This is a genomic window from Vibrio sp. QJM3NY_21, from assembly GCF_057785975.1.
The window spans coordinates 196,894-216,932 of the sequence record NZ_CM173514.1; the positions used below are offsets into that span (position 1 = coordinate 196,894).

The following is a 20,039-nucleotide window of genomic DNA, read 5'->3' on the forward strand; positions in this document are numbered from 1 at the left end:
GCCTTTTTTCGTTTAAAGAAAAGCTATTATAATGACCAAGATTACTCTTCAAATTGGTAAGAAGAGGGCACCACAATCACGCCTTTCTTTGATATATGAAATCGTTCTGAATCCGCTCTACTATCAATACCTATTTGGGTACCATCAGGCACTTTCACATGCTTGTCGATGATGCAGTTTTGTATATGACAATTTTTCCCAATTTCAACATCTTCAAACAGAATACTGTCAATAACAATGGCCGCGTTGTTGACTTTAACTTTTGGGAAAAAGATGGAGTTCTGCGCTGAACCACCTTCTATCACCACACCATTTGCGATCATCGAGTTGATGAAGATCCCTTGATTACCTTCAACTGAAGCGATGGTTCGAGCGGGTGGTAATTGAGGTTCGTAAGTGCGGATTGCCCAATCGGGCTGGTATAAATCGATAGGGGAAACTGGCTTTAGTAAATCCATATTGGCTTGATAATAAGAGTCGAGGGTACCAACGTCTCTCCAATAAGTATCTTGTGTAACTCTGCCTTCGGTGTCTCCAAATTTGTAGGCATAAACGCTTTTATCCCCTACTAATTTAGGTATCACATCTTTACCGAAATCGTGGCTGGAATTTGGATCTTCTGCATCCGCCAATAGTGCTTGTGTAAGCACTTCTTTATCAAAAATATAAATCCCCATTGAAGCCATGCTTCGTGTTGGTCTTCCGGGTACGCAGGCAGGATAACGGGGCTTTTCTGTGAAGTTGTTTATCTGATGCGATTCGTTAATTTCCATAACGCCAAACTCTTTGGCTTCATCAATCGAAACTTCCATACAAGCCACCGTTAAGTCGGCTTCGCTCTGTTTATGTTGTTTGAGCATTGGCGCGTAGTCCATACGATAAATATGGTCGCCTGATAACACCACCACATGTTTCGCTTCGCTGCGAGAAAGCAAATACAGGTTCTGATAAATCGCATCGGCTGTACCGCTATACCAGCTATCACCCGTTCGCATTTGTGGGGGAACATTGGTGATGTATTCGCCAAGCTCGGGGTTCAGCACCGACCAACCATCTCGTAAATGTTTTTGCAAAGAGTGAGACTTGTATTGAGTCAGTACTAGAATTTGGCGAAGCCCAGAATGCAGGCAGTTCGCGAGTGTGAAATCGATGATTCGATATTTGCCACCAAAGGGCACCGCAGGTTTTGCACGGTTATCGGTGAGGGGAGAAAGCCGAGAGCCAACACCGCCGGCCAGAACGATCGTTAGAGTGTCTTGCATGGTCAGAACCTCATGTATTTATGATTATGAACATACACTTGCAAGCACTAAGCCAAATGTAACCTATTGAATATTAAGCAAGGTATGAGCTAATAATACGAGACCGCACCAAATTGATGCGCACGAAATGTTGGCTTGCTCCATTTTGATCCAAAAGGTCCGAGCAAGATTGAGGCGGTGAGTTTAACGGCATGACGCACGGGAAAGTTGCATTACAAAATTGTCAATAAAATGAGGTAATAAAGTGATCGAGTCGATATAAATTTACATAAATAATCACAAGTTTTCACAAATTGATTTCCATCAATAAAGTAGGGTTATTATATGCTACCTTGCACGCAAAATAAGAAATGATTACTCATTCACAATTAGAATAAGCCCTACAAAAGGAAATAATAATGAAAAAAATAGTATGTGGTATTGCGGTTATTGCGGCTCTTATGTCAACCAATGTTCTTGCTCATAAAGAAGGTGATTTCATCATCCGTGCAGGTGCAGCAATGGTATCTCCAAACGACAGCAGTGGTGACGTTCTAGGTAACTCATCTTTAGAATTCTCAGTAGACTCAAATACACAATTAGGCTTAACGTTTGGCTATATGTTTACTGATAACATCAGTTTGGAAGTTCTAGCAGCAACTCCATTTTCTCACGGTATCTCTGTAAACGGTGTTGGTGAAGTCGCTGAAACTAAACACCTCCCACCAACGTTTATGGTTCAGTACTACTTCGGTGAAGCGAATAGTGATTTCCGACCTTATGTAGGGGCAGGTATCAACTATACGGTATTCTTTGATGAGTCTCTGACTAGTACGGGTAAGAACGACGCTGGCCTAACGGATGTGTCTTTGGATGATTCCTGGGGCTTGGCTGCTAACATTGGTATGGACTACATGATTAATGAAGATTGGTTCTTGAACGCATCGGTTTGGTACGCAGATATCGGTACTACAGCGACATACAAAACGGCTACAGACACGTTCAAAACAGACGTTGATATCGACCCATGGGTATTCATGATTGGTGGTGGTTACAACTTCTAATCTACCTATTCAGTTTACTAAAGGCGCTCAAGCATCAGCCAGCTTGGGCGCTTTTTTTTTGCTTGCTTGTTAATGAAATGCTCAATCTAACCTACTGTTGTTATGGGTAAAGCAAACTGATTGTCGTCATTTATTGTTAATAAAAGAGAAAGATAACTGTCATAACAGCCCTCTATGATCGCGATTCTAATTATGGAGGATATATGAATCGTAAATTTAATAAGCTGACTTTATTACTGCCTATCGCGGTAAGTTCTGCTCTGGCTGGATGCTCTCAGTCAACTTCAACGACTGCAGCATCATCTCAAACATCACTTGATGCTTTTAGCTTTCAATGCCAATCCATCCAACAACCGAACAAGACAGATGCCACTGTTACTGGGATTAGTCTGGTTGGTCGTGCTATTGCTGACGCCCCATTTGATACTTCTGCAGCCGAAATCGTCAGCTACGATTCATGTACCGATAAGCTTTATGTGGTAAACGCTCAAGCACAGAAAGTTGATGTTCTATCGATGGACACTGACAGTGCCCCAACATCAGAGGGTTCTATTGACCTTCAATCAGCCGCTGCGGCTTCGGGTATTAATATCGGTGCTGCGAACAGTGTGTCGACTCATCAAGGATTAGTTGCTGTCGCGATTGAAAACACCGACAAGCAACAAAATGGCATCATTGCTCTGTATCGCTCAGACACGCTAGAGCTTATCACCACTTACACAGCTGGCGCATTGCCAGACATGGTGAGCTTTTCTAAGGATGGCCGTTACATCGCATCAGCAAATGAAGGAGAGCCGAATGCGGATTACAGCATTGATCCTGAAGGCTCAGTAACACTGGTTGATTTAACCAATGGTCCGTTGCAAGCGAAAGTGACTCAAATTGATTTTAAGGCATTCAACCAAGGTCAGCCACGCCATGCAGAGCTGACAGACAAGGTTCGAATCTCGGCGCCTAATGCAACCGTTGCTCAAGACCTTGAACCGGAATACCTAACGTTTGCTGATAACGGAAAGCTTTACGTAGCCCTGCAAGAGAACAATGCATTGGCAGCGATTGACGTGGCGAGTGCAGAAGTGGATGCGATTCTGGGATTAGGTGGAAAGCCTTGGGATACTGCTCAGTTGGATGCGTCAAACAAAGACAAAAACATCGGTAACCTACAAAGCTACGCAATGTTAGAAGGCCTTTACATGCCAGACAGCATCACGAGCTACAGTGTTGATGGGAACACCTACATTGTGACTGCAAACGAAGGTGATGGCCGTGAATATGGCATCAAGACGACACAACAAATGTGTGATGACAAAGGCTTTGAGTGGGACGGTGACGATTACCAAGGCACCGAAAACTACACCACAGAAAAAGACTTTTGTATTGCTTATGTCGATGAAGTACGTGGCAAGAAGCTAGACGTTGATGCTAACCACCCATTGGCTGGGGCACTCAAAGACAATAAGCAACTTGCTCGTCTTAAAGTGATTAAGCCACAAGGGACACTTGCTGCTGATCAAAAGGTTCAAGCATTCGGTAGCCGTTCTTTCTCTATCTGGGATCAATCAGGCGAGTTAGTGTTTGATAGTGGTGATGATTTCGCTCGAATCGTTCTTGAACAAGATCCAGCAAACTTCAACAGCACCAATGATAACAACCAAAGCGGTGATGCTCGCAGTGATGATAAAGGGGTAGAGCCTGAAGCTATCGAAGTGGCTGAGATTAACGGCAAGCAGTATGCTTTTATTGGACTTGAGCGCCAAGGTGGCATCATGGTTTACGACGTAACGCAGCCTAAGAATGCAAGTTTCATTAGCTATCTAAATAACCGCGATTTTACTCAACCTGTATGCACTAAGGTTGATGAAGGCGGTGATTGCGACAACGAGACTTACAACTCGAAAGCGGGTGACCTAGGCCCAGAGTCAATCAAGTATTTCACTCGCTCTGGTAACCACTTTATCGCGGTCGGCAATGAAGTGAGCGGCAGCACATCAGTTTATCGCGTTGAGTTTTAATCACGGTTACTGCGTGTAACTAGACTCAACAAAAACAAAAGCGCCACGACTTGTTAAGTCGTGGCGCTTTTTTAGTTTATTGATGGCTTGCTGAAACTAAAATAAACGATAGTAAGTTGTAGGGTTTAGTCGCCGAACAACAATCAGAGAAGAGCAAACATTTTGATGAAAAAATTTCATACCTTCATTTTGGGAAGGTTTAACATAGTAACGTCTCTTCAGCCATGCTCGCTTACTGGTATCAAAAGTTCCTCTAGCGCTTATATAGAAAGCTTGCTTTTTCTGCTGCGTAATAAATATGTTTGTCAAACGACATCTATTCAATGACACACTTTTAAAGAAGTAGGTAAACGTCGATTTCAACTGTTTCCCCATCAGTTAAATGGGGGAGATTAAGTTAATTCATCATAGGTAAGTTCACGATTGCAAAGACTACCGTGATATACGACAGACGTGTTGATAAAAATAGGCACCCTATAGATTTAGCGCTTACGGTTGTTGAATTAACAGTAATATATTCGGGCAACAAATGTACTCCGAAGTTACCTCACCATTTTGTAAATGACCTTTCTAATTTATAAAACAATCATTTGTCGGGCTAAGTGTTGCTGTCTCATATCTCAGTTTAATAACTAGATGATAAGTATTTGTTGCTTAAATGTTAATAAAAATTAACGTGGTCTGACCAGGTGGTGGTTAAATTTACACCTTTTTTAGGGAGCTTAAATTTATCGAAGTGCTGTAGCGTTGTTGAATTTAAGGTCTGAAACCGTTTAATAACTAAGGAAAGTTAAACTATGACAACTTACTGTACGCCGTTAGAACAGTTGAAAGCTAATGTTAAAAAGCACCCTGACAAAGTGTGGCTTCATCAACCTGTTGATCGTAAGTGGCATACTTATACATGGTGTGAGGCAGATATCGCGGCACGGAAAGTCGCAAAAGGTTTAGTTGACAATGGACTAGTCGAGGGGGACAAAGTCTCCATCATCGCTAAAAATTCGGCTGAGTGGTACATATGTGACTTAGCAATAATGATGGCTGGTCTGATTAGTGTCCCGATTTACCCAACAGCAAGTTCAGACAACATAAAGTACGTGTTGGAACATAGTGGCGCTAAAGCGATGTTTATCGGCAAGCTTGATGATTCCAAAGAGCTCAGCAAAGCTTTACCTGATTCATTACTTACCATAGCAATGCCTAGTGCTAAAGTTGATTGCAAGCTTGATTGGCGTGCTTGGTTGCCGATGTTAACGCCACTTGAAAATATTAACATCCCCAGCCTTAACGATACGTTTTCGATCATCTACACCTCTGGTAGCACTGGTTTGGCAAAGGGAGTTGAACTTAGTTATTTAAACGTTGCGTCGTCAGCAACATCTGGCAGTGAGATATTTTTTCAACCGGGGGAAACTCGCGTTATGTCTTATCTGCCATTAGCTCATATCACTGAGCGTTGTGTGGTTGAACTTCCATCGATTTATAATCCAGCTGAAGTGTTTTTTACTGAATCAATTGATACCTTCATTGAAGATGTTAAATATGCTCGCCCAACTGCTTTCCTCTCAGTACCAAGACTATGGACTAAGTTCCAGTCTAAAATCTTGGCGAAGATGCCAAATAATCGTTTACAGCTACTACTAAAAATCCCGATTATTGGCCAAATTGTTGCGCGTAAAATACGTGAAAATCTAGGACTTCAAGACACGGTTTTATTTGGGTCTGGTAGTGCACCTATTTCCCCAGAAGTGCTTCTGTGGTTCCATAAGATCGGTATTAGTATCGGTGAAGGTTGGGGGATGACAGAAACGTCAGGCCTATCGTGTAGCAATGTCCCTTTTGATTTCGAGCACCTTGGAACAATTGGAACGCCTCAACCGTGTGTCGAAATGAAATTATCTGAAGAAGGTGAAGTTCTGATCAAAGGGGATGCTGTCTTCTCGGGATATTACGCAAATGAAGAAGCCACCAAAGCCGCTTTTGAAGAGGGTTGGTTTAAGACGGGTGATAAAGCCGAGCTCAATGCTAATGGCTCGTGGCGAATTATTGGACGAGTAAAAGAACAGTTTAAGACGAGTAAAGGAAAATACGTTTCACCTGTACCCATTGAAAGCAGCTTAGGTAGGAATCCAGATATTGAACAAGTGTGTGTTATGGGAATTGGTAGAAAACAACCGATTGCATTAATTGTTTTAGGCGAAGGCACACCTAGTACCGCTGCGCATGTACGAAAAGAACTTAAAGCTACTTTAAGGAAAGTAAACAGAGAATTAGAAGCTCATGAGCGGCTAGATCACCTGATTTTAGTTGAGCTGCCCTGGAGTATTGAGAATGGCTTGCTAACGCCTACATTAAAGCTCAAAAGGGATAAAATTGAAGAGCGTTATGAACACTTACTTAACTTGAATTTACCTTATGAGGTCATCATTGAAAGTAAATTAACAGAGAAAGATAAGTCTTCTAACACTGCTTACTCTAAACGAGTGTCTGCAAGCGCATAAATAATCTAAATTAGACGGAACTAACAATGTCACAGCTATTAAGAAGGACAGACAACTTATCTAAGTTGTCTGTGAATAAGCACAACTATGCATTTGGTTTTTTTAATTGGCCCCAACATATTGAAGAGGACTCATGGTGGCAATCTCCTGATGTTTTAAGTGTTAGCCTTACTGAAAAATTCGAAACTTTTTCTGAAGAACAACTTAAAAAATTATCTAAATGGGAGTGCGTGAATACTTTTAGCCTCAATTATACCGGAGAGTTGGAGTTGATACATGAGGTAAGCCGGATACTGAATAAAGTTACACTAAAAGATGCTAGAGAATATCTTTTTCATTTGATTGATGAAGAAAACCAGCATATGTGGTATTTCCATAAGTTTTGTAAAGACTATACCAATACTGTTTATCCTAATAGAAAGCTTCAATTGGAAAATCCAGTATTAACTCCTTCTGAAGAACAGTTTTTAATATTCGCGAGAATATTGATTTTTGAAGAGATTGGCCACCACTATAATATTGTTAATGCTAAAGATGAGCGTGTTCACCCTTTTGTAAGAGAAATAAATGAAGAGCACTACAAAGACGAATCAAGACATATAGCATACGGTCGTCAACTTCTTGAATACTTGGCTCCTGCGGCGCTTGAAAGTGAGGGAAGCCCTCAAATGTTAGCGAAGCAGCTACAAACATCGATAGATATTAATATTGGAGCACTCTATAACACATCTGCATATCGTGATGCTGGGATATTAGAACCACTGGCACTGAGAACTGAACTAATGAATAATCCAATGCGCATCGAATTCCATCGAGAAAAATTATTGAAACATGTCACTCGATTGCTCATCAGGTGCGGTATACCTTTGGAGGAAGCTTATCAATGAGTAATAAAATGGAAAAAGGATTCTTGGAGTTGTGTGAATGGTTACAAAAACGAACAAAATTAAATTCACCAATTGAACACGATATTGATTTAATTAAAAACAAGATCGTAGATTCTCTTGTTTTTGTTGAGTTCTTAATGGTTCTTGAACAGTCAACAGGCTTGATTATTGAAGTCGATGAAACTCTTCATGATAAAGTAAAAACCCTAGCTTCGGTAAAAAAACACTTCTTTGAGGATGAAAATCAATATGTCTAATAAAAGCCAACAGATCAATTTACTCGAACTTATTAAACAACCTCTTTATGATAGTCAAGAATCTATTTTTATAACTGGAGCGACGGGTTTTCTAGGAGGTAACTACCTTTACTGGAAGTTACATACTCCGGGAAAAATATTTGTTCTATCCAGAGGCGATTCTGAGCAAGAGGCACTTTCGCGTATTAAAAATAACTTGAAATCCTGTGCTCAAAGTTATGATCTGCCGGATATCCCAGAAGATGAGTTAGAGCGGAAGCTCGTGTGTGTTCGAGGAGACCTCAAGTCACAAGGATTAGGACTCAGTCAAAAGCAGATAATACAGTTACAACAAGAAAATATAACCGAAATATGGCATTTTGCAGCAAGTTTATCTTATCGTTGGGAAGACCAAAATAAAATTGATGCGACAAACTTAATAGGTACTCAAAACTTACTGGATGTTTCAGAAAAGTTGAAAGTTAAGCGATTTATTTATATATCAACAGCATATACCGCAGGTAAAACTAGCGGGTCAATAAAGGAGCAACTGCATAGCGAGGATACAGAATTTACTAACTATTACGAACAGAGTAAGTGCTATGCGGAAAAGTTAGTTTCACAATATACTGCATCTATGGGGATTGCTTCCACGATAGTTAGACCTTCCATTGTTTTGGGGCCAGTATTGACTCAGCGCAGTGGAGGAACTCGATTTGGTTTGTATGGATTTTTTAATGAGATGTATCAGATCAAATCAACGTTATCTCAGTTAAACCATAAAATTCGACTCGTAGGCGATCCCGAAGCTGTTGGCAATTTTATTCCTGTCGATCAGGTAGTAGCAGACTTACTATATCTACGGTCGATTAACTTTGGTTCACAACCTATTTATCATTCTGTAAACCCCTCAAACTTAAGGGTCTTTGACGTAATTCAACAATGTGAACAACACATAGGGACTGACTGTATTGACATTGTTGATTCTAGAGATAGTGAAACGACAACACTTGAATCAATGTTTGATGGAAGAACAGAGTTCTATGAAGGGTATTATGGCACGTTGAAATCTTTTGAACGTTCATTGCCTCATCATAAGCCAATGTCACTAAATGTTATGGATAACTATATTCGTATGTTTCAAGAAGAACTTGTTCTTGAAGGTAGCGATGATTCGTTTGAACGTCATCAAGTAAAGACTTGGGATGGTAACTTACTAACTGTATACACAATGGGGTCACCTAAAAAAGAGACGCTCATTATTGCTAACGCATATGGGATGCCAGTTGATTTTATGCAACCTCTAGCCTCTCGCTTGTCGCGAGATTATCACGTTGTCACTTGGGATACCCGTTGGGTGCCTGGAATTACTCAAGGTTTTGAATTAGAAAAGTGTCACTCATTAACGCATGCAAGGGATGCGATAAGCCTACTCGATTCCTTCGACGTTAAACAAGCTTCAATGATAGGTTGGAGCAGTGGTGTCCAAGTTACACTGCGAGCCTTGAGTGCATTTCCTTCTCGTTTTTCTTCAGCAGTACTCTTAAATGGAGGGATTTCATTGCAGAAAAGGAAGTTACCAGTAAGTGAATTCGAACAAAGTTTGAAGAGTCTTCTCCCCAAAATTAGCTCGTCTAGAAGAAATGCAGAACTATATTGTCAGTTGATATACGGAAACATCCAAGGAGATGCTGACGATAAAAGAGCAATCAATTCGGTAATAAGTAGCACTGACCCGAGATTAATGGCAATGACAAGCCTACCTTATCAAAACAGTGAAACGTTGTACCGATATGCCAATATGATGAACAACTTATTTAATGAACGAGACGATGCATATACAAGTGATGCTCATCAACCAATGTTAGTTGTTGGTTGTCAGAACGATGAAATCACACATCCTGAATCTGCTGTTGAGCTGTCGAGGTCTTTGAGTAATGGTCGATTGTTAATGTTAGAAGATAGTGGTCATTTTGCTCATTATTATGACAGCTCGCTTGCGGAGTCGATCATCCAATTTATCGCGCAATTTAAAAAGGAGCAAGAAGGTGTTCCAGCTTAGTCTTCGACTTAAGCAAGCTTTTCAAGCACACCGAGAACGACCTGCATTATGGGTAAAAAATGTAACATATACCTATGAGCAGCTTGAAGATCGCGCCAGTCAGTTGGCGCGATCTTTACTCCAGCTAGAGCAACCCAATGCTCTACTATTGGTTGGAAAATCGTTTGACGGTTATGCTTCTATACTTGCTTGCACGTTATCTAAAATAACTTACATTCCTCTCAACAATACATTTCCTGTTGAAAAAATTGCCTCGATTATTCGTACGAGCGGATGCAGTACTTTATTAGTCGATGAAGAAAGCATTGACTTACTAGAGTCTCTATTACCTTTGTGTGATAGGAAGCTGAAAATTATTCGTTCATATGATTTAGCGATAGATATCCATGAGGATAAGATTTTCAAAATAGGTTCTAGGCGTAGTGATCTTACTTCAGGTTGCAATGAACAAAAGTTTGATAATTTGCAGAGTTCTTATGTTTATCTAATGTTCACTTCAGGTAGTACAGGATTACCAAAAGGCGTACCAGTTAATGAGCAGAACTTACTTAGTTATTTAGATGGCATTACTTCACTGTACAACTTCGATCATCTAGATAGACATAGTCAGTTTTTCGATTTTACGTTTGATCTATCGGTTCATGACATTTTTGTATGTTTGACCACTGGTGGGTGCCTATATGCAGCCACTGAGTTTGATAAATTGCTTCCGACTAAGTTTGTTAACACCCACAAGTTAACAGTCTGGTTTTCCACGCCATCAATGGTGACATTTGCGAAGCAGGCAATGGGAGAACGTTTTCAGTTTGAAAAGATGCCAACGTTGAAACATAGTCTTTTTTGCGGTGAGGCTTTAACGGACAGTGTTGTTGAAGACTGGAGTTGTTTGGCTGAAAACTCAACATTGGACAACCTGTATGGGCCAACAGAAGCAACAATTGCGTTTACTTTGTTTAGGGTTAATAGAGACGATGAAGCAGCGCATCCAATAGTCCCAATTGGAAAGCCTTTTGGCCAAAACCGCTGCGTTATTTTGAATGATGAGCTGCTCCCTGCCGAGTTTGGTGAAGTGGGGCAACTTTATTTGACTGGCCCTCAGGTTGTAGACGGGTACTGGACAGATAGTGATAAAACAAACCAAGTTTTTATAGAATGGTCACCATGGAATGATAGCGTTGTTCAACGGCTTTATAAGACCGGAGATTTGGCGAGCTATGACTCTAGTGGCGTAATGTACTTTCATGGACGTGTCGATCATCAAGTTAAGCTCAGAGGCTATCGCATAGAGATACAAGAAATTGAATCATTGATTCGTCGTTTTACTGCTTCAGATAGGATCGTAGTCGTTCCGTACCCTTATGGAGAAAAGGTGTGTACTGGTTTAACTTTGTGTCATAACGAGCTTGGCTTTAGTGCAGAGGATCTAGTTGAACTTTGTCGTTCGTCGCTACCTACATATATGGTGCCCGATACCATCGTTTTTTTAGATAAGATTCCTACAAACAGTAGTGGAAAGTTAGATCGTAGAGCCATTATGGAGATGTTGAAAGCCAATGAATAAAGTTTTTAACGCTACTCAATCATGTATTTTTTGTCAGATTAATCGTGATCAATCTGCTCATTTCCTCATTGCGAAGTCTAACTGTTTGATAGCTGTACTTGACATACATCCGATAACGGAAGGTCACTTACTTATTCTCAGTAGAAGTCACGTTTCTCATCTTGAAGAGCTAAATGATGATGAATACAAGGAGTTGTTCTTGTTCGCTAAGAAGTTGGGGCTGAGAGTTATCGAGGCATTTGATGATGTCAATGATTATACATTGGTGGTAAACAATGGAACATATTCAGGACAGCATATTCCTCATGCTCATATTCACTTAATTCCACGACGGAAATGGGACAACATTAATTTTTACTGGCGATTACTTACAAGGTTTATTAACCCGACCGTTTCAAAAAGGCGCTTGCTAAAAGTGTCTCAAAAACTGAAAAGTCATTTTTGAAGTCGACGACTGTTTGTATCAAGCGAAACGCAATGATAGAGACAGGGTAGAGAGCAGTTCTGATAGAGATACAAAAACGTGTTTTCAGCGAACAAGCAGCAAATAAAGAAGGGATCTGCAATCTATTTCTAGTTACAGGTCCCTTCTTTATTCAATGTCAATTATGACGTGATGTTTGTTATTGCGTAAAGCCTATGGCTGTTGCTTAGTTGGCGCTAGAGCAATTTCACGGATACAAACGTTCTGTGGTTGCTGGTAAGCGAATGATACCGCGCGAGCAATATCGTCAGCTGCCAGTACGCCGCCCATGTCTTCTTTCCAAGAATCGTAACCGTCTTTGATCTCTTGAGAGGTAGTGTGCGACAGAAGCTCAGTTTCTACAGCGCCCGGTGCGATAGTCGTAACACGAACATTTGAAGCAGCCACTTCTTCACGAACGTTCTCAGAAATAGCGTGTACCGCGAATTTAGTACCACAGTAAGCTGCGTGGCTTGGGAATGTTTTCTTACCTGCGATAGAGCTGATGTTGATGATAGTACCTGTATTACGTTCCATCATCGGAGCAAGTACAGATTGCATGCCGTTTAGAAGACCAATTACGTTCACGTCGAACATTGTCTTCCACTCTTGAGCGTCTTGAGTATCGATTTGACCAAGAAGCATTGCACCGGCGTTGTTGATAAGCGCGTCTACAGGGCCAAATTTCGCTTCACCTTGTGCGATTGCTGCATCAAAAGACGCTTTGTCTGTTACGTCTACTTTCACTGATAGTGAGTTTGGTAGGTTCAGCGCTTCAAGGCGGTCAACACGACGAGCTAAAAGTAGCAGAGGGTGACCTTCATCGCTTAGACGACGAGCGATTGCTTCACCAATACCAGAGCTTGCACCTGTAATTACGATTAGTTTTTTCATTTTATTTCCTCTGTACTTTTATTGCGTCGGTTGGCTACGACGTGCTGTTTAAATGCATTCGAATCAAGTGCTTGTTGCCTTGTTTCGTTGCGATGGAGGTATATTAAGGAAAATAGCATTGTTGATATATAGCGCTTTACTTGAAACACTGTTGCTGTAGTGCAACAATAAAGATGTTCACTTTATAGATTTATAGCGTCATAACTCTATAGCTTCATCACTTTTTAATTTCACAAGTAAGCTGGCGACCATGCTCAATCAAATTAATCTGTCAGATATTCGCTCTTTCGTGCTTATCGCTCGTTTAGGTAACTTCACTAAAGCAGCGGAGGAGCTTGATGTGTCTCGTTCCCACGTATCACGCCAAGTAAGTAGCCTAGAAAAACAGATGGGAGTGACATTGTTTATCCGCACTACTCGAACCTTGAGATTGACGCACGCAGGGCAAGATCTATACGCGAGATGCGAACAAGCCTTAGATAATATAGACCAAGCGTTGATTGCTGCTGTGGACGATGTCGAAGAAGTGCGTGGCGACATAAAAGTAAATTGTGTCGGGGGTTATCTTGGTGAGGTGATCATCGCGGATCTGGTCAATGAGTTTATGCAGCTTTACCCAGACATCAGTATTAGCCTTGATTTCAGTAGTAACCGAGTCGACCTGATTGAAGACGCGTTTGATATCGCTTTTCGCATGGGAAGCTTAGAAGACGCGGGCTTTATCGCAAGAAAGCTATTAGACATCGAGATGGGAACACTCGCGAGCCCAGAGTACTTTGCTCGTAAAGGAAAGCCTAGTCACCCCAAAGATCTGATCCACCATGATTGCTTAACGGGCTCTGTTCGCAAGTGGAGCTTTCAAGCGCTAGATGACACCAAGAAAACGGTCGATGTGCATGTGACAGGTAGGCTGCAATGTAAAAATGGGCGAGTGTTGGTGCAGGGCGCGAAGTCGGGCAACGGAATTATTCGTGTACCAACCATCTATTGCTTGCAAGAACTGAACGACGGGCAACTGCTGCAAGTATTTGAAGAATGGGTGGTGCCTAAGGTCGACTTTTCAGCGATCTACCATCGAGACCGCTATCAACCGAGCCGAATTCGAACCTTTATTGATTTTGTAAAAGGTCGCTTTGAGCAAATGCCAGTGAGCTAAATAGTGCGTACTTTTTACGCCTTGCGTTTTTTGGCAATAGTTGGGCTGGCTTGGGCTTACATCTCGTCGATTTCGTTTTGTAGGTTTTCCAGCTGGTCTAGAATCAACAAGAACTTCTCGCCGAACGGCGTCACTTGGTACTCAACTCTTGGTGGCAGTTCGTTGAACATCTGCTTATCTAAAATCCCAAACTCCACATTTCGCTTCAAGCATTCATTCAATACCTTGGTCGATAACCCTTCAACCGAGCGCACCATTTCACCGGGGCGATTAATGCCGTTTGCCAATAATTGGTAAACCGTTAGCGACCATTTACAGCCGTAGATGGTTTCTACCATGCGAGCTGAGCGCTCTGGTGCCGATTTTCTTGAAAAAAAGTTTTCCTGATTTTTCATAAAGATGTACCAATAAGTACCTACCTAACCGATTTGTACTTACTATTCATAGTGTTAGTTCAAAGCCTAAGATTACCACGTTCACATGACTTAGGAGATAACAAAATGAACTTCACTAAAAATGGTATTGCAGTAGTAATCGGTGGCACAAGCGGTATGGGCTTTGAAACAGCGAAGCAATTAGTCGCTCAAAACATCCATGTGTTGGTTGTCGGCAATAACCCAACTAAGTTAGATAAAGCGGTGTCAGAACTTCAATCACTAGGCCCCGCTTCTGGTTGGCAAGCTAACCTTTATGATGGTGCGAGTGTGTCTCGCCTTATCGAACACCTTGAGTCGTTAGATGAAGGTATTGGTTACCTTGTTAATGCTGCAGGTTATTTCAACCCTAAAGCGTTTATTGAGCACCAAGAATCTGATTACGAGCAATATATGCAGCTGAATAAAGCAACCTTCTTCATCACTCAAGCGATAAGCAAATTGATGATCAAGAACGGCGGTGGCAATGTGGTTAACGTTGGTTCTATGTGGGGTAAGCAAGCAATCAAAGCGACGCCATCTTCTGCCTATTCAATGGCTAAAGCTGGTTTGCACGCATTAACACAACACATGGCAATGGAACTGGCTGAGCATAACATTCGTGTGAATGCGGTGTCCCCGGCTGTGGTTAAAACGCCAATTTACGAATCTTTCATTAAGCCGGAAGAAGTGGATCAAGCGTTAGAAGGCTTCAACGCGTTCCACCCTATTGGTCGAGTAGGTTTGCCGAAAGACATCGCTAATAGCATCTCTTTCTTATTGTCAGACAGTGCAGATTGGGTAACAGGTGCAATCTGGGATGTTGATGGCGGTGTGATTGCTGGCCGCAATTAATTAGGATTCTTTTCAGAAGGCTGTCGCGCAGGAAAATAGCGGCGAGATGGCCTCCTTGATGAGTATTCGCGTAGAATAGAAACTAGAAAGACAACAATAATAATTAAAACGATAACAAGAGTAAGGTCGCCATTATGTTCAACATGGACTTTTCAAAAAAGCTGGTTATTGAAACCGAATCATTAGACTGGATTGCAAGCCCTGCCAAAGGGGTATGGCGTAAGCCGCTAGAAAGAGAAGAGAAAGAATCGGGCCACACGACCAGTGTGGTGAAGTACGATCCTGAATCTTCGTTTTCTGAGCACCCGCATCCGCAAGGCGAAGAGATCTTCGTGTTAGACGGTATATTTTCTGATGAAACAGGAGACTTCCCTGCAGGCACTTATATCCGTAATCCGCCGGGCAGCGCGCACTCTCCATCAAGCAAAAATGGCTGCACGATTTTGGTTAAGCTTAATCAGTTTGATGAGGGAGACTTAACTCAAGTTCGCATCAATACTCTAGAAACGGAATGGCTTGCAGGTATCGGCGGTTTACAAGTGATGCCACTGCATGAATTCGAACACGAGCATGTCGCTTTAGTTAAGTGGCCAGTTGGCGAACGTTTTCAGCCGCATCGTCACTTTGGCGGTGAAGAGATCTTTGTGTTGTCCGGTACCTTTAAAGATGAACATGGCGAGTATCCAAAACACACATGGATGCGCAGCCCTCATATGAGCGAGCATTTTCCATATGTGGAAGAAGAGACCGTTATCCTCGTGAAAACAGGTCACCTGCCATTGGGTTAAAGGAATGCTCAATATAAAGATGAGAAAGCCGCATTGTTTTGAACAAGCGGCTTACATATGAGCTAACTAGTAAGCGACACCAATACGTTGGCGTGGGAACTTGCCTGCTTCTAGTTCATCAATCATCGCGATAGCGTAATCGCTGACGGATATTTTGCTGTTGCCAGCTTCGTCGGTGAGTAATTGGTCGCCGCCTGTGCGGTAGGTTGACAGTTTCTCACCCGGGAAGATTTCTGCCGCTGGGCTAATGAACGTCCAGTTAACCTGGCTATCAGACTGTTTGAACACTTCAAGAGCTTCACCTTGTGCTAGCGCTTCGTTTTTATGCTCTGCTGGAAAGTCCGGAACGGTAACTAACGGTACGTTTGGCGCCACTTCTAATGAGCCTGCACCGCCAACCCAAAGTAGGCGCTCGATACCAAGGCTTGGTAATGCGGCTAACAATTTAGTCGCAGTATTTTTTACGATGTCGTGATTACCCAGAGCACGTCCGCCAATCGAAGTAATTACTGCATCAACGCCGGATAGCGCGGTTGCAAGGCTTGCTGCTTCATCTTGTAAATCAAATGAACGAACTTCAACACCTTTGGTTTCTACTTTGCTTGCATCTCTTACTACAGCAACCACGTCGTGACCACGAGATTGAGCTTCTTGAGCGATGTGACTACCAATCCAACCTGATGCACCTAATACTGCAATTTTCATAATGTCTCTCCAATTATCGAATTTATTGAGTCGTTTTCTCGACAGCCATTGCAGTCTAATAGCTTACTGGGTTGCGATAAATATCGCAAAATGATGTAGATTGTATCTATATAGCGATCTAATAAGATTCGGTTAGCTGCTAAACAGCTCAAGGAGAGTGCGATGGATAGGTTGACGGCGATGCGCAGCTTTGTCGAAGTGGCAAATTGTGCCAGTTTTACGCAAGCGGCAGAGCATTTGGACATGAGTCGATTACAAGTGTCGCGCCACGTTCAAGAGATCGAAGCGTGGCTAAAACAAAGACTTTTGCATAGAACAACTCGAAAGGTGAGTTTGACGGCGGCAGGGGAAATCGCATTACAACGCTGTGAAAAAATACTCCATGAGACCGCAGAGCTAGAGGTTACTGCGCTTAATCAAACCGATGATCTTTCCGGGACAATTCGAATCGCAGCGCCGATTGGGTTAACTCAAAACATGTTATTGGATGTGGTCGAGCAGTTCACTGAGCGTCATCCAAATATTACGGTAGAACTCTTTGCTTCGGATCGTTTTACTCAGTTGGTGGATGAGAGGATAGATATTGCACTTCGATATACCGATCAACCTGATGAAAGCTTAATTGCTAGAAAGCTAATGGAAATCGATTCCGTTGTGTGTGCATCTGCTGCTTATCTAGACAAGCACGGTGAACCTAAAACGATTGAAGAACTTCGACAACATAATTGCTTTCGCCATCTGAGTGTGACGAAGTGGGATTTCGTGAAAGATAACCAATATTATTCGGTTGAGGTGTCTGGCACCATTAAAGCCAATGATGTTGGGGTGTTAACCCGCGCCGCACAGCATGGCAAAGGGATCGTGCGATTACCGTGTGACTTAGCGAATCCATTGATTGCCAATGGTAAGTTGAAACGGGTTTTGGAAGACTTTGTTTCACCGAGCAGTGTGCTTTGGGCGGTGTATCTATCTCGCAGTTATCAGCTTCCTATTGTTCGTCAGTTTATTGATTTTGCAGCGGAAGCTTGGTCTAGTGATATTAAGTCTGAGGGTGTTTGAGGTTATATATCTTAAGTACACAAGGCATAAACATATAAGTACAAAAATCCGATATCAAAGGTGATATCGGATTTGAACTCAATAATTCAGAGTTCCAGCACGCTCTCCTCTCACGAAGTCTTTACATGTAATGATGTACGGATAATCGGGTGTCTATCGCCTTTTCGTTAATGTCAGGTAAAGGTCGATACAAGCTTCTGGTAATGTCCGTCAATACTTGGTCGTATACTTTTGAAACGACGGTTGATATATCACTTGTTAATTCGTACATGCTATCTGCCGGTTGAGTTGCTTCGGTACTTGATGCGATCTCGGTGAGTGCATGCATCGCACGTGTACAAATGGGTGATCCACTGCTTATAGGGCAGATAATTGATAATTGGTTAAGTTTTCTGTGTGTCTGAGAGGCGTAGAATTTGAATCTCGCATACTCTTCTGGCTTCTCCATATCCGCCTTTTCTATTCCAGGGATAGACATTCTAAGCTTGGTCAAGATCTCCATGCAGTCTAAGATCTGTTGCCAATTCATATGGTATTCGCTACTCATGTCTTCTCGTTCAGATTGGATCAGCCAGATGATCATGACTTCATCCATCAAGAACATGCTGTGGCGAATGGTTTTACCGTGAATAGATTGGTTACGCACCAAGCTACGGTTTTGCCAATCGCTGTGCATTGCGATGAGTTTTAGATGGTAGATGCGATACATAGGACGGCTATCAAACGACACATGAGATTGAAGCAGTTCAGACACCTCAAGTATGTTGTCGTAAATCTCATTCACTTTGCGAATCGAGTCGCTAGACAGCTTATAACCAAGAGCATAATGCGTTGCGGCGCGATGTTTGCGTGATAGCAGCAATAGTTCTCTGAGTAGAACTAAGGTTTCAAACCTATGTGATAGCGCCGTTTGTCTCTTTTTGGAAAAATGAAATAGGGCAGCAAGTACTGCTATGGATAAACCAACTGAAATAATTACAAACATATTTAACTCCTAATATGTGCATACCTACTTAGTGGTAGTGCAGACACCGTGCCAAAATCAATAAGTGTTATATTTCAGTGGTTTATGTTTTTTCTTTATTTATGGGTGATCAATGATGGTGCATGACTTCACCATTCGAGTGAATGTTTCTCATATTTTGCAGGATTTTTTGAGAGGTTACGCTTTTCTTGTGATTAGGCTGGGGAGGTTTCGATAGGTAGGGACACTTCGGCGGTCAATCTCTAGCTCGTCTCAAAGTACGGAAATTAAAAAGGCCTCATTCTTTAATGCTATTAACTAGAAACAGCATTAAAAAGTGAGGCCTTTCAATATTTACTAGCGATCCAATTATCGCCAGCGCGGGACACTGACGATTAAACGTTACGCAAGCTTAAGGTCGAACTCAGTGCGGTACATCACCATATCTTCAATGGTCAGTACTGGCATGTTGTGCATTTTACCGAAAGCAACGATCTCTGGCGCTTTTGCCATCGTGCCGTCTGGATTGGTTACTTCACACAGTACGCCTGCCGATTGAAGACCTGCCATTTGCATAAGATCCACAGTGCCTTCTGTGTGACCGCGGCGTGCAAGTACACCACCTTTGCGAGCACGCAGTGGGAATACGTGGCCAGGGCGAGCAAGGTCAGTAGGTTTAGCTGTTGGGTTTGCAGCTGTCTTGATCGTCGTGACACGGTCAGCGGCAGAAACACCTGTTGTTACACCAACTTTTGCTTCGATAGTTACGGTAAACGCAGTTTGGTTTGCGCTGTTGTTATCAACAACCATAGGTGGAAGTTCAAGTTGATTTGCTTGCTCGTCGGTTAGACACAGGCACACAATGCCGCTGCATTCGCGGATCATAAGCGCCATCTGAGCATTGGTTAGGTGTTCTACTGAGTAGATGATGTCGCCTTCGTTCTCGCGATCTTCATCGTCAAGTAAAAGTACGCCACGACCTTCGCGTAGAGCTTGCAGTGCGTTTTCAACGCGAGTGATTGGTTCGCCAAATTCGGCAAGTAATGAAGACTGATTCATGGTTAAACTCCTAAAATATCACCAGAATCAGGGCTGTATGAGGGATCTCAACCGAGCACGACAAAGCTAACTCATTACAAGAGGCTTTAGCTCATTATGGTTTTATCCAAAACGAAATG

General features: G+C 42.2%; 18 protein-coding genes. 12 read left to right on the forward strand and 6 right to left on the reverse strand.

Annotated features, from left to right (window positions below):
* Positions 1 to 41: 41 nt before the first annotated feature.
* A complete protein-coding gene (glgC, locus tag AC3CID_RS16705; protein ID WP_171312105.1) occupies positions 42 to 1,262 on the reverse strand; it encodes a glucose-1-phosphate adenylyltransferase in 1,221 nt (406 codons plus the stop codon).
* A 398-nt stretch (positions 1,263 to 1,660) separates the two neighbouring features.
* Between glgC and ompW the strand changes: the two genes are divergently transcribed.
* The 8 genes from ompW (at position 1,661) to AC3CID_RS16745 (ending at position 12,009) form a co-directional block, all read left to right on the forward strand.
* The gene (ompW, locus tag AC3CID_RS16710; protein ID WP_372244677.1) at positions 1,661 to 2,305 is read left to right on the forward strand and encodes an outer membrane protein OmpW; all 645 of its coding nucleotides are present in this window, start codon (positions 1,661 to 1,663) and stop codon (positions 2,303 to 2,305) included.
* 203 nt (positions 2,306 to 2,508) lie between these two features.
* Entirely contained in the window at positions 2,509 to 4,317 is a 1,809-nt protein-coding gene (locus AC3CID_RS16715) for a choice-of-anchor I family protein (RefSeq protein WP_488527737.1), read from the forward strand.
* An 827-nt stretch (positions 4,318 to 5,144) separates the two neighbouring features.
* On the forward strand, positions 5,145 to 6,818 hold the full coding sequence (locus AC3CID_RS16720; protein WP_237298899.1) for an AMP-binding protein: 1,674 nt from the start codon (positions 5,145 to 5,147) through the stop codon (positions 6,816 to 6,818).
* Positions 6,819 to 6,844: 26 nt separating this feature from the next.
* Positions 6,845 to 7,705, forward strand: a complete 861-nt coding sequence (locus AC3CID_RS16725) for a diiron oxygenase (RefSeq protein ID WP_488527738.1) — start codon at positions 6,845 to 6,847, stop codon at positions 7,703 to 7,705.
* On the forward strand, positions 7,702 to 7,962 hold the full coding sequence (locus AC3CID_RS16730) for a hypothetical protein (protein ID WP_032555445.1): 261 nt from the start codon (positions 7,702 to 7,704) through the stop codon (positions 7,960 to 7,962). Before AC3CID_RS16725 ends, AC3CID_RS16730 begins: the two co-directional genes overlap by 4 nt.
* Positions 7,955 to 10,003 carry an alpha/beta fold hydrolase gene (locus tag AC3CID_RS16735; RefSeq protein ID WP_114635646.1) on the forward strand — a complete coding sequence of 683 codons (2,049 nt, stop codon included), beginning with the start codon at positions 7,955 to 7,957 and terminating at the stop codon, positions 10,001 to 10,003. The genes AC3CID_RS16730 and AC3CID_RS16735 overlap by 8 nt, the downstream gene beginning before the upstream one ends.
* Positions 9,990 to 11,564, forward strand: a complete 1,575-nt coding sequence (locus AC3CID_RS16740; protein WP_162808249.1) for an AMP-binding protein — start codon at positions 9,990 to 9,992, stop codon at positions 11,562 to 11,564. Before AC3CID_RS16735 ends, AC3CID_RS16740 begins: the two co-directional genes overlap by 14 nt.
* Positions 11,557 to 12,009 carry an HIT family protein gene (locus AC3CID_RS16745; RefSeq protein WP_054546286.1) on the forward strand — a complete coding sequence of 151 codons (453 nt, stop codon included), beginning with the start codon at positions 11,557 to 11,559 and terminating at the stop codon, positions 12,007 to 12,009. The genes AC3CID_RS16740 and AC3CID_RS16745 overlap by 8 nt, the downstream gene beginning before the upstream one ends.
* Positions 12,010 to 12,201: 192 nt before the next feature.
* Here AC3CID_RS16745 and AC3CID_RS16750 read toward each other — a convergent pair whose 3' ends face one another.
* Positions 12,202 to 12,921 (reverse strand): SDR family oxidoreductase, encoded by a 720-nt coding sequence (locus AC3CID_RS16750; protein WP_010433036.1) that lies wholly within the window; start codon positions 12,919 to 12,921, stop codon positions 12,202 to 12,204.
* 250 nt (positions 12,922 to 13,171) lie between these two features.
* On the opposite strand from AC3CID_RS16750, the gene AC3CID_RS16755 reads away from it, so the two are divergent.
* The gene (locus AC3CID_RS16755) at positions 13,172 to 14,077 is read left to right on the forward strand and encodes a LysR family transcriptional regulator (protein WP_004733015.1); all 906 of its coding nucleotides are present in this window, start codon (positions 13,172 to 13,174) and stop codon (positions 14,075 to 14,077) included.
* A 56-nt stretch (positions 14,078 to 14,133) separates the two neighbouring features.
* Here the strand turns inward: AC3CID_RS16755 and AC3CID_RS16760 are convergent, their stop codons facing one another.
* A complete protein-coding gene (locus AC3CID_RS16760) occupies positions 14,134 to 14,472 on the reverse strand; it encodes a winged helix-turn-helix transcriptional regulator (protein ID WP_004733017.1) in 339 nt (112 codons plus the stop codon).
* 105 nt (positions 14,473 to 14,577) lie between these two features.
* Here AC3CID_RS16760 and AC3CID_RS16765 point away from each other — a divergent pair, with 105 nt between their 5' ends.
* A complete protein-coding gene (locus tag AC3CID_RS16765; protein WP_114635643.1) occupies positions 14,578 to 15,345 on the forward strand; it encodes an SDR family NAD(P)-dependent oxidoreductase in 768 nt (255 codons plus the stop codon).
* 134 nt (positions 15,346 to 15,479) lie between these two features.
* Positions 15,480 to 16,133 (forward strand): cupin domain-containing protein, encoded by a 654-nt coding sequence (locus AC3CID_RS16770; RefSeq protein ID WP_171331018.1) that lies wholly within the window; start codon positions 15,480 to 15,482, stop codon positions 16,131 to 16,133.
* A 66-nt stretch (positions 16,134 to 16,199) separates the two neighbouring features.
* On the opposite strand, the gene AC3CID_RS16775 is transcribed toward AC3CID_RS16770, so the two are convergent.
* Positions 16,200 to 16,838, reverse strand: coding sequence for an NAD(P)-dependent oxidoreductase (locus AC3CID_RS16775; RefSeq protein ID WP_171312099.1), 639 nt, complete (start codon positions 16,836 to 16,838; stop codon positions 16,200 to 16,202).
* A 162-nt stretch (positions 16,839 to 17,000) separates the two neighbouring features.
* Here AC3CID_RS16775 and AC3CID_RS16780 point away from each other — a divergent pair, with 162 nt between their 5' ends.
* On the forward strand, positions 17,001 to 17,897 hold the full coding sequence (locus AC3CID_RS16780; protein ID WP_428786722.1) for a LysR family transcriptional regulator: 897 nt from the start codon (positions 17,001 to 17,003) through the stop codon (positions 17,895 to 17,897).
* A 121-nt stretch (positions 17,898 to 18,018) separates the two neighbouring features.
* On the opposite strand, the gene AC3CID_RS16785 is transcribed toward AC3CID_RS16780, so the two are convergent.
* Both AC3CID_RS16785 and ribB read right to left on the reverse strand, forming a co-directional pair.
* Entirely contained in the window at positions 18,019 to 18,882 is an 864-nt protein-coding gene (locus AC3CID_RS16785) for a hypothetical protein (RefSeq protein ID WP_171312095.1), read from the reverse strand.
* Between the two features lie 381 nt (positions 18,883 to 19,263).
* The gene (gene ribB / locus AC3CID_RS16790; protein ID WP_004733029.1) at positions 19,264 to 19,920 is read right to left on the reverse strand and encodes a 3,4-dihydroxy-2-butanone-4-phosphate synthase; all 657 of its coding nucleotides are present in this window, start codon (positions 19,918 to 19,920) and stop codon (positions 19,264 to 19,266) included.
* Positions 19,921 to 20,039 lie beyond the last annotated feature (119 nt).